Origin of the sequence: Paraburkholderia adhaesiva, assembly GCF_021390575.1 — a bacterium.
GTDB lineage: Bacteria > Pseudomonadota > Gammaproteobacteria > Burkholderiales > Burkholderiaceae > Paraburkholderia > Paraburkholderia adhaesiva.
Window position 1 is genome coordinate 389,288 of sequence record NZ_JAJEJQ010000004.1, and the last position, 12,947, is coordinate 402,234.

Genomic DNA, 12,947 nt, shown 5'->3' on the forward strand with positions numbered 1-12,947 from the left:
ATGAACAAGGGGCGATTCAGGAAGATTTTCAGCAAGCGGTTGGGCATGCTCGTTGCGGTAGAGGAGACCGCAACAAGTCAGGGCAAGCAACCGGGGCAAGGGAATGGGAATGGCGCTGCGACACCTGTCGTGGGGCGGGCCGTTGTCTCCCTGCTGAGCTCGATCTGCCTCGCCCTGTTGCTGGCTGACCCACGGACGGTTCTGGCGACGACGCTGCCGACAGGGGGCCAGGTGGTGGCTGGGCAGGCCAGCATCAGCGAGAGCGGCAACACGATGACGGTCACCCAGAGCACGCAGCGCGGCGTGATCAACTGGAACACGTTCAGCATCGGCTCGGGCGACACCGTCCAGTTCATCCAGCCCAGTGTGACGTCACAGACACTGAACCGGGTGGTGGGCGGTGTGCCGTCGAACATTCAGGGCCAGCTGCTGGCCAACGGCCAGGTGTTGATCCAGAACGCGAACGGGATCCTGTTCGGCAGCGGCGCGGTGGTGAACGTGGGGTCGCTGCTGGCGACGACGAAGAACATCGACCCGACCCAGTTCATGGCGGGCGACACGCTGAATCTGAGCTCGACGGGTATAAACGCCGGGATCGTCAACGATGGCACGATCAACGCAAAGGGCTATGTCACGCTCGTTGCCGACCAGGTGAAGAACACCGGCACCATCACGGTGCCGAACGGGACGGTGGTGCTGGCTGCGGGCGACAGCGCGACGGTGGCGCTGGACAACGGGCAGGGGATTTCGGTCACGCTGAACAATGCCACGGCCAATGCGCTGGTGGACAACAGCGGGAATATCCAGACGGGCAATGGAGCGGTGCTGCTGACAGCCCGCGGTGCCGATACCGTGCTTGAGACCGTGATCAATATGTCCGGGGTGGTCAAGGCGGGAACCGTGGTGGCCGACGCAGGCAACACGGGTGATGCGATAGTGACGGGCCAGATCGACGCTTCGAACACGACGGCGGGCGGCGTGGGCGGCACGGTTGTCATCACGGGCGACCGGGTAGGCATCCTTGGCAATGCAAGCATCAACGTGAGCGGTGATGCCCAGGGCGGCACGGTGATCCTGGGTGGAGACACGTTGAATCACGTGCCCAACAGCTCAGCTGCATCGCTGATCTCAGACGTGAACTTCGCGAACCTGACCGTGGTGGGGTCAGGCGCAACCATTGACGCGGGGTCGGCGCACGGCAATGGTGGTTTCATTGAGACCTCGGGCCATGACCTGGAAGTCCAGGGCAACATCACGGCGGCGGCGCCCAACGGCGTGGGTGGGCAGTGGCTGATCGACCCGACGGACCTGACCATCAGTTCCGGGACGGACGCGAACTACAGCGGGAACCTGGGCGACGGGACGTTCAGTGGCGGAAGCAATTCAACGGCGACGGTAAGCAATACGACGATCAGCAATACGCTGAGCTCGGGCACGAACGTGACGATCACGACGGCGAGCAGCGGCAGCGCGACGGGCAACATTACGCAGCAGGCGGGCGCAGATATCGTTGACACATGCACCAGTGAGACGTCGCTGACGATGCTGGCCAACGGCAGCATCAACCTCAGCGGCAATATTACGTCCACCGGTGGCGGCGCGCTGGACCTGAACCTGACAGCGGACATTGGAAATAACGGCACGGGTTCAGTCACCACTGCGGCAACGAGCACGATCGGCCTGAGCGGCGGCACGTTGAATATCTGGGGCAATACGACAAATACCAGCACTATCGCTGTTAACCTGTCCGGTTCGCTGAACAACATCGGTGGCGGCTCGATCGCAGGGAGTGCTAACTCCAACACAGGTGTTTATCTCGGCAGTGCGTTGAACTTCGGCGCACCCGGTACGCTGAACATCACAGGTTCGACCAGTGCTACTGGTGTCGGTTATGGCGTTTACGTGAATGGTGCGCTGAATGTGAGCGCCGGTACCGTGACCATCAATGGGTCGTCGGCCAGCACCACTTGTGTCGCCGTTGCAGTGAACGCTCCGCTGAACGTGACGGGCGGTAACCTGACGATCACAGGTACGTCGACGGCGTCAACCGGGAGTGCGAATGGTGTGAATCTGTCCGGCGCCGTGTCGGTAGCCGGTAATGGCTCACTGAATGTTACTGGATTGTCGTACGGCGCGACTGGTACCGGTGTATACATGAATGCCCCGGTGACCATCAGCGGCGGTAGCGTGATGTTCAATGGCACGGGTGGGTTCGGCTGCGCGACGTCCTCGGGTAATGGCGTACAGCTAGTCGGTAATGTATCGGTGTCCAACAACGGTGCGCTGAACATTACCGGCACGGGGTTGGGTACGGGTACTGCCATGGGTGTTTACGTCAACGGCAACCTGTCGGTGGCGGATAGCACTACGATGATTAGTGGCACGACGAATGGTTCTAATCAGGGTGTGTGTGTGTCCGGATGCGTGGCGGTAAGCGGCAGCGGAAACGTGACCATTGCTGGTACATCGAACTCTGGCGTTGGTGTGTGCATATCCGGGAACAACGTAACGGTAAGCGATACCGGCGTCTTGAATATCGCCGGTAAATCGGGGTCCGGTACCGGTATGTGTGTATCCGGGAACGTGGTGGTAAACGGTAGCGGCAACGCTGTTATCAGTGGCGCATCAAACTCTGGTACCGGTGTGTGCATATCCGGGAACAACAATCTGTCGGCAAGCGACAACGGCACGCTGAATATCACAGGTACCTCGAACTCCACCACCGCCAGTACCGGCGTGTGCATATCCGGGGCTAGTGAAAACGTGACGGTATCCGGAAACGGGACGCTGAGCATCAATAGTACTGCGAATAACAGTACAGGAACCGGCTTGAGTTTTTATAACCCGGTGAAGGTCGCCGATAACGGCACGTTGAATCTCGTGGGTGTCGTGGGCGGCACCCAGGATGGCGTGGATTTTCAGGGTGGGGTGACGGTTTCTGGCAATGGCACGCTGAACGTCTTCGGGCAATCGAAAGGCGGATTCGGCGTATATAGTAGCAGTACCAATGGGGGCATAAACGTTAGCGGTGGCAACGTTTCGATCTTCGGCGTATCAAATACTTCTGCTGGCGTCGAAACACCGGCTGTTACGTCTCAGGTGCTTACCGTCAGTGGCGGAAATGTCACTATTAGCGGGCAATCCAATTCCGGCGATGGCGTGGATTTGTTTGGATGTTCCACGATAACGGGTGCCGGCAGCAGTTTGACGATCACAGGTATATCGAATACCGGGGCCGGTATCATCCGCTCCTGCGCGGGGTCGGCCCCGATGAACATTAGCGATGGCGCGACCGTATTGATGAACGGCACGTCGAACAGCAACAACGGCGTCGTCCTGAACGGTCTTAACAATATCTCGGGTGGTCATTTTACCGTTATTGGTACCACTTACGGCAATGCTGCGGGCGTTCTCGAAGGCACGGTCGGTTCGCCAAACTTTACGGTGAGCAATGGGGGATCGGCGGACGTTATTGGTACGGCCTATGGCAGTACCGGTTATGGTGTGAATGTCGGTTCGGGTCTGACCATAACGGTGAACGGCAGCAGTACTGCCAATATTACCGGCTACGCGGACGGAAATGGCACGGCCGTGTTAATGGGCGGTAGTCTCAATGTGGTCGATACCGCCAATGTATCTATTAACGGGACATCGAATGGAGGCGGTTTGGGCACGACCGTCACCGGTTGTGTCACGGTGAATGGCAGCGCGGTGGTGGATATTGCGGGCAACTCGGGCGGTAACGGCACCGGTGTAAATCTTGGCGGCTGTGTCACGGTGAATGGAAGCGGGGTGCTGGACGTCGCGGGCAACTCGGGCGGTAACGGCACCGGTGTGAATCTTGGCGGCTGTGTCACGGTGAATGGCACCGGGGCGTTGGATATTGCGGGCACCTCGGGCGCTAACGGCACCGGTGTGAATGTTGGCGGCTGTGTCACGGTGGATGGCAGCGGGGCGCTGGACGTCACGGGCAACTCGGCCGGTAACGGCACCGGTGTAGCTTTCAGCGGGAAGTCTAACAACGTGACCGGCAATGGCACGCTGAATGTTACCGGCCAGTCGGACGGCGGTTCGGGCGTGAGCTTTAGCGGGTGTGCGACGGTTAGCAGCAACGGTGCGCTGAATATTTCAGGTAGTTCGAATATCAGCAACGGTGTGAGCTTCAACGGTAGTATCGCGACGACTGGCGCGGGTTCGACGAACGTCACCGGCGTGTCGAATGGCGCCGGTGCCGGCATTCAGTTTTCGTCGTCGCAGGGAAATATTAGTGTGAACGCCGGCAGCGTGGTGTTCAATGGTACGTCGAACACAGGTCAGGGTCTGAATGTCGGGACCAACGTGGCGGTCAGCGGAACCGGCAGTGTGACGCTCATTGGCATGACGTCGAACGGTGGCATCGACGGCGTTGACTTGTGCGGGAGCCTGTCGATTTCAGGTAATGGCACATTGAACATTGCCGGTACGACGGCCAGTACGACCGGCAACAGCAGTGGCGTGGCGCTGAACTTGAGCAAGGTTACCCAAAGTGGCGGCACATTCACGGTCACTGGCGTGGCGGAAGGTAGCGGGTACGGTATCAGCTTCATCGGCTCCCCGTCGTCGTACGTGGTCAACGCGGGTAATGTGGTGTTCAATGGTACGTCGAACACAGGGCACGGTTTGAGCCTGCCTTCAAACATCAGCCTGGGGGCCAACGGCAATGGAAGTCTGACGCTCATTGGTAACACCCAGAGCGATTCCATCGACGGCATAGATCTCGCGGGGAACGTCTCGGTGTCCGGTAATGGCGCGCTGAATGTTATTGGTTCTTCGAATGGCGGTTATGGTGTTTTCGTGAACACCTCGCTGAATGTCAGCGGCGGTAACCTGGCGGTTAGTGGCACCTCGGATACCAACACGGGCGTGTATTTCGCCGCTAACCTTACCGACAACGTTGCGGGTAACGGCACATTGAATGTGACGGGCGACTCCACCAGTGGTAGCGGGATTGTTTTTTCGGGTAACACCAACTTCAATTTGTCGGGCAACGGCGCTGTCAATCTGACCGGCTCCGGTAGCGGTGATAATGGAACCGGTATTTCCTTCGGAAACAACCTTACGGTAGCCGGTACCGGCAGTGTGACCGCCAATGGCAACGGGGGGGTGTACGCGAACGGCGTCGTTGCGGTGAGCGGCAATGCCACCGTGACGCTCGACGGTACATCGGACACATATGATGGCGTTTCGTTGGGCGGTGGCGCGGCGGTAACCGGCAACGGCAACCTCACACTTATTGGCGCATCGGATTCTGGAACAGGCCTGAACCTTTCGCAGTCGGTGACCGTATCGGGTAATGGCACCCTCAACGCAACCGGCATGTCGAATACCGGGACGGGCGTGTCGCAGGATGTGAATAGTTCACTGAACGTGAACGGCAGCGGGAACGTGAGCCTGGCCGGCACGGCGTCGGGCAACGGGACGGGCGTGCGCCTGAACGGCAGCACGAACGTGTCGGACAACGCGACGCTGAACATCAATGGCAGTTCGGTGGATGGCATCGGGGTACTGGAGAGCATGACGCCGCACGCCACGATGAACATCAGTGGCAACGCTGTGGTCAACGCGTTCGGCAGCTCGGTGAACGGCACGGGTAACGATTTCAACGGCGATACGCAGATCACGGGCAACGGTGCGCTGAACCTGGCGGGCACGTCGGTCAACGGCACGGCCGTGGAGCTGAGCGCGAACCTCAGTGCGACAAACAACGGCACGATTACGGTTTCGGGGAATTCGACCAGCGGGACGGGCTTCCAGGAGGATGTGGGCAGCAGCCTGACGCTGGGTGGCAACGCGACAGCGAACATCTCGGGCAATTCGAGCACGGGTGATGGCGTAGACCTGATTGGTAACACCACGTTGACGGGGAATGCCACCCTGATTGTCCAGGGCAGTTCGGATAGCGGCAATGGCCTCGGCCTGGGCGGGACGCTCAAGTCCGCGTCGGGCACGAACGTGTCGCTGGAGGGTACGTCGAACACGGGTGCGGCGATCTACCTGGGCGCGGGCGATGGCCTGACGCTGGATGGCAACACCACGATGAACATGTCGGGCAGCTCGAACGCGGGCACCGGCGTGGAACTCGGCAATGTCACGGTGACGGACACTGCGTCGCTGAACGTGACGGGCAACACGGTGACGGGCACCGGCGTGTCGCAGGATGTGAATGGTTCACTGAACGTGAACGGCAGCGGGAACGTGAGCCTGGCCGGCACGGCGACGGGCAACGGGACGGGCGTGCGCCTGAACGGCAGCACGAACGTGTCGGACAACGCGACGCTGAACATCAATGGCAGTTCGGTGGACGGCATCGGGGTACTGGAGAGCATGACGCCGCACGCCACGATGAACATCAGTGGCAACGCTGTGGTCAACGCGTTCGGCAGCTCGGTGAACGGCACGGGTAACGATTTCAACGGCGATACGCAGATCACGGGCAACGGTGCGCTGAACCTGGCGGGCACGTCGGTCAACGGCACGGCTGTGGAGCTGAGCGCGAACCTCAGCGCGACGGACAACGGCACGATTACGGTTTCGGGGAATTCGACGAACGGGACGGGCTTCCAGGAGGATCCGGGCAGCAGCCTGACGCTGGGTGGCAACGCGACAGCGAACATCTCGGGTAACTCCAGCACGGGCATTGGCGCGGAACTGAACGGCACGACCACTGTGTCGGGTAACGGCACGATTAGCGTGTCGGGTGACTCGGGGACGAATACGGGCGTGGAGATCGGCTCGAACGGTTCCACGGACGCGACGGACAACGGCACGATCGCAATCCAGGGCGATTCGACGAGCGGGACGGGCGTCGAAAACAACGGTTCGATAAATACCGATAACGGTACAACCCATATCACCGGCAACTCTGCCAGTGGTACGGACGTTGCGAATAACGGGACGATCAGCACGTCGGACAATGGTTCGACAACCATCACGGGCAACGTCACGAACGACGCGAACGGCACGATCGACACCAGCAATGGCGGCACGACCGATGTCAACGGCAGCCTGGATAACAACGGGACGGTGGCCACCGACAACGGCTCGCTGAACGTCAACGGCAGCGTGGACAACAACGGCACGCTGAACACGACGGGTGACAATGGCACCACCAATATCGGTGGCGACCTGAACAACAGCGGCAACGTCAGCACGACCGACAACGGCACGCTGAACGTGTCGGGCAACGTCACGAACGACGCGAACGGCACGATCGACACCAGCAATGGCGGCACGACCGATGTCAACGGCAGCCTGGATAACAACGGGACGGTGGCCACCGACAACGGCTCGCTGAACGTCAACGGCAGCGTGGACAACAACGGCACGCTGAACACGACGGGTGACAATGGCACCACCAATATCGGTGGCGACCTGAACAACAGCGGCAACGTCAGCACGACCGACAACGGCACGCTGAACGTGTCGGGCAACGTCACGAACGACGCGAACGGCACGATCGACACCAGCAATGGCGGCACGACCGATGTCAACGGCAGCCTGGATAACAACGGGACGGTGGCCACCGACAACGGCTCGCTGAACGTCAACGGCAGCGTGGACAACAACGGCACGCTGAACACGACGGGTGACAATGGCACCACCAATATCGGTGGCGACCTGAACAACAGCGGCAACGTCAGCACGACCGACAACGGCACGCTGAACGTGTCGGGCAACGTCACGAACGACGCGAACGGCACGATCGACACCAGCAATGGCGGCACGACCGATGTCAACGGCAGCCTGGATAACAACGGGACGGTGGCCACCGACAACGGCTCGCTGAACGTCAACGGCAGCGTGGACAACAACGGCACGCTGAACACGACGGGTGACAATGGCACCACCAATATCGGTGGCGACCTGAACAACAGCGGCAACGTCAGCACGACCGACAACGGCACGCTGAACGTGTCGGGCAACGTCACGAACGACGCGAACGGCACGATCGACACCAGCAATGGCGGCACGACCGATGTCAACGGCAGCCTGGATAACAACGGGACGGTGGCCACCGACAACGGCTCGCTGAACGTCAACGGCAGCGTGGACAACAACGGCACGCTGAACACGACGGGTGACAATGGCACCACCAATATCGGTGGCGACCTGAACAACAGCGGCAACGTCAGCACGACCGACAACGGCACGCTGAACGTGTCGGGCAACGTCACGAACGACGCGAACGGCACGATCGACACCAGCAATGGCGGCACGACCGATGTCAACGGCAGCCTGGATAACAACGGGACGGTGGCCACCGACAACGGCTCGCTGAACGTCAACGGCAGCGTGGACAACAACGGCACGCTGAACACGACGGGTGACAATGGCACCACCAATATCGGTGGCGACCTGAACAACAGCGGCAACGTCAGCACGACCGACAACGGCACGCTGAACGTGTCGGGCAACGTCACGAACGACGCGAACGGCACGATCGACACCAGCAATGGCGGCACGACCGATGTCAACGGCAGCCTGGATAACAACGGGACGGTGGCCACCGACAACGGCTCGCTGAACGTCAACGGCAGCGTGGACAACAACGGCACGCTGAACACGACGGGTGACAATGGCACCACCAATATCGGTGGCGACCTGAACAACAGCGGCAACGTCAGCACGACCGACAACGGCACGCTGAACGTGTCGGGCAACGTCACGAACGACGCGAACGGCACGATCGACACCAGCAATGGCGGCACGACCGATGTCAACGGCAGCCTGGATAACAACGGGACGGTGGCCACCGACAACGGCTCGCTGAACGTCAACGGCAGCGTGGACAACAACGGCACGCTGAACACGACGGGTGACAATGGCACCACCAATATCGGTGGCGACCTGAACAACAGCGGCAACGTCAGCACGACCGACAACGGCACGCTGAACGTGTCGGGCAACGTCACGAACGACGCGAACGGCACGATCGACACCAGCAATGGCGGCACGACCGATGTCAACGGCAGCCTGGATAACAACGGGACGGTGGCCACCGACAACGGCTCGCTGAACGTCAACGGCAGCGTGGACAACAACGGCACGCTGAACACGACGGGTGACAATGGCACCACCAATATCGGTGGCGACCTGAACAACAGCGGCAACGTCAGCACGACCGACAACGGCACGCTGAACGTGTCGGGCAACGTCACGAACGACGCGAACGGCACGATCGACACCAGCAATGGCGGCACGACCGATGTCAACGGCAGCCTGGATAACAACGGGACGGTGGCCACCGACAACGGCTCGCTGAACGTCAACGGCAGCGTGGACAACAACGGCACGCTGAACACGACGGGTGACAATGGCACCACCAATATCGGTGGCGACCTGAACAACAGCGGCAACGTCAGCACGACCGACAACGGCACGCTGAACGTGTCGGGCAACGTCACGAACGACGCGAACGGCACGATCGACACCAGCAATGGCGGCACGACCGATGTCAACGGCAGCCTGGATAACAACGGGACGGTGGCCACCGACAACGGCTCGCTGAACGTCAACGGCAGCGTGGACAACAACGGCACGCTGAACACGACGGGTGACAATGGCACCACCAATATCGGTGGCGACCTGAACAACAGCGGCAACGTCAGCACGACCGACAACGGCACGCTGAACGTGTCGGGCAACGTCACGAACGACGCGAACGGCACGATCGACACCAGCAATGGCGGCACGACCGATGTCAACGGCAGCCTGGATAACAACGGGACGGTGGCCACCGACAACGGCTCGCTGAACGTCAACGGCAGCGTGGACAACAACGGCACGCTGAACACGACGGGTGACAATGGCACCACCAATATCGGTGGCGACCTGAACAACAGCGGCAACGTCAGCACGACCGACAACGGCACGCTGAACGTGTCGGGCAACGTCACGAACGACGCGAACGGCACGATCGACACCAGCAATGGCGGCACGACCGATGTCAACGGCAGCCTGGATAACAACGGGACGGTGGCCACCGACAACGGCTCGCTGAACGTCAACGGCAGCGTGGACAACAACGGCACGCTGAACACGACGGGTGACAATGGCACCACCAATATCGGTGGCGACCTGAACAACAGCGGCAACGTCAGCACGACCGACAACGGCACGCTGAACGTGTCGGGCAACGTCACGAACGACGCGAACGGCACGATCGACACCAGCAATGGCGGCACGACCGATGTCAACGGCAGCCTGGATAACAACGGGACGGTGGCCACCGACAACGGCTCGCTGAACGTCAACGGCAGCGTGGACAACAACGGCACGCTGAACACGACGGGTGACAATGGCACCACCAATATCGGTGGCGACCTGAACAACAGCGGCAACGTCAGCACGACCGACAACGGCACGCTGAACGTGTCGGGCAACGTCACGAACGACGCGAACGGCACGATCGACACCAGCAATGGCGGCACGACCGATGTCAACGGCAGCCTGGATAACAACGGGACGGTGGCCACCGACAACGGCTCGCTGAACGTCAACGGCAGCGTGGACAACAACGGCACGCTGAACACGACGGGTGACAATGGCACCACCAATATCGGTGGCGACCTGAACAACAGCGGCAACGTCAGCACGACCGACAACGGCACGCTGAACGTGTCGGGCAACGTCACGAACGACGCGAACGGCACGATCGACACCAGCAATGGCGGCACGACCGATGTCAACGGCAGCCTGGATAACAACGGGACGGTGGCCACCGACAACGGCTCGCTGAACGTCAACGGCAGCGTGGACAACAACGGCACGCTGAACACGACGGGTGACAATGGCACCACCAATATCGGTGGCGACCTGAACAACAGCGGCAACGTCAGCACGACCGACAACGGCACGCTGAACGTGTCGGGCAACGTCACGAACGACGCGAACGGCACGATCGACACCAGCAATGGCGGCACGACCGATGTCAACGGCAGCCTGGATAACAACGGGACGGTGGCCACCGACAACGGCTCGCTGAACGTCAACGGCAGCGTGGACAACAACGGCACGCTGAACACGACGGGTGACAATGGCACCACCAATATCGGTGGCGACCTGAACAACAGCGGCAACGTCAGCACGACCGACAACGGCACGCTGAACGTGTCGGGCAACGTCACGAACGACGCGAACGGCACGATCGACACCAGCAATGGCGGCACGACCGATGTCAACGGCAGCCTGGATAACAACGGGACGGTGGCCACCGACAACGGCTCGCTGAACGTCAACGGCAGCGTGGACAACAACGGCACGCTGAACACGACGGGTGACAATGGCACCACCAATATCGGTGGCGACCTGAACAACAGCGGCAACGTCAGCACGACCGACAACGGCACGCTGAACGTGTCGGGCAACGTCACGAACGACGCGAACGGCACGATCGACACCAGCAATGGCGGCACGACCGATGTCAACGGCAGCCTGGATAACAACGGGACGGTGGCCACCGACAACGGCTCGCTGAACGTCAACGGCAGCGTGGACAACAACGGCACGCTGAACACGACGGGTGACAATGGCACCACCAATATCGGTGGCGACCTGAACAACAGCGGCAACGTCAGCACGACCGACAACGGCACGCTGAACGTGTCGGGCAACGTCACGAACGACGCGAACGGCACGATCGACACCAGCAATGGCGGCACGACCGATGTCAACGGCAGCCTGGATAACAACGGGACGGTGGCCACCGACAACGGCTCGCTGAACGTCAACGGCAGCGTGGACAACAACGGCACGCTGAACACGACGGGTGACAATGGCACCACCAATATCGGTGGCGACCTGAACAACAGCGGCAACGTCAGCACGACCGACAACGGCACGCTGAACGTGTCGGGCAACGTCACGAACGACGCGAACGGCACGATCGACACCAGCAATGGCGGCACGACCGATGTCAACGGCAGCCTGGATAACAACGGGACGGTGGCCACCGACAACGGCTCGCTGAACGTCAACGGCAGCGTGGACAACAACGGCACGCTGAACACGACGGGTGACAATGGCACCACCAATATCGGTGGCGACCTGAACAACAGCGGCAACGTCAGCACGACCGACAACGGCACGCTGAACGTGTCGGGCAACGTCACGAACGACGCGAACGGCACGATCGACACCAGCAATGGCGGCACGACCGATGTCAACGGCAGCCTGGATAACAACGGGACGGTGGCCACCGACAACGGCTCGCTGAACGTCAACGGCAGCGTGGACAACAACGGCACGCTGAACACGACGGGTGACAATGGCACCACCAATATCGGTGGCGACCTGAACAACAGCGGCAACGTCAGCACGACCGACAACGGCACGCTGAACGTGTCGGGCAACGTCACGAACGACGCGAACGGCACGATCGACACCAGCAATGGCGGCACGACCGATGTCAACGGCAGCCTGGATAACAACGGGACGGTGGCCACCGACAACGGCTCGCTGAACGTCAACGGCAGCGTGGACAACAACGGCACGCTGAACACGACGGGTGACAATGGCACCACCAATATCGGTGGCGACCTGAACAACAGCGGCAACGTCAGCACGACCGACAACGGCACGCTGAACGTGTCGGGCAACGTCACGAACGACGCGAACGGCACGATCGACACCAGCAATGGCGGCACGACCGATGTCAACGGCAGCCTGGATAACAACGGGACGGTGGCCACCGACAACGGCTCGCTGAACGTCAACGGCAGCGTGGACAACAACGGCACGCTGAACACGACGGGTGACAATGGCACCACCAATATCGGTGGCGACCTGAACAACAGCGGCAACGTCAGCACGACCGACAACGGCACGCTGAACGTGTCGGGCAACGTCACGAACGACGCGAACGGCACGATCGACACCAGCAATGGCGGCACGACCGATGTCAACGGCAG

The 12,947-nt window shown here is 60.9% G+C and carries 1 protein-coding gene (cut by a window edge); it reads left to right on the forward strand.

Going from position 1 to position 12,947, the window contains the following annotated elements:
- Positions 1–12,947, forward strand: partial view of an ESPR-type extended signal peptide-containing protein gene (locus L0U80_RS29695; RefSeq protein ID WP_233874668.1) — the beginning only. Its footprint extends 15,784 nt past the window's final position; 12,947 of the gene's 28,731 nt are visible here — the first part of the coding sequence; its start codon is at positions 1–3; its stop codon lies off the right edge, out of view.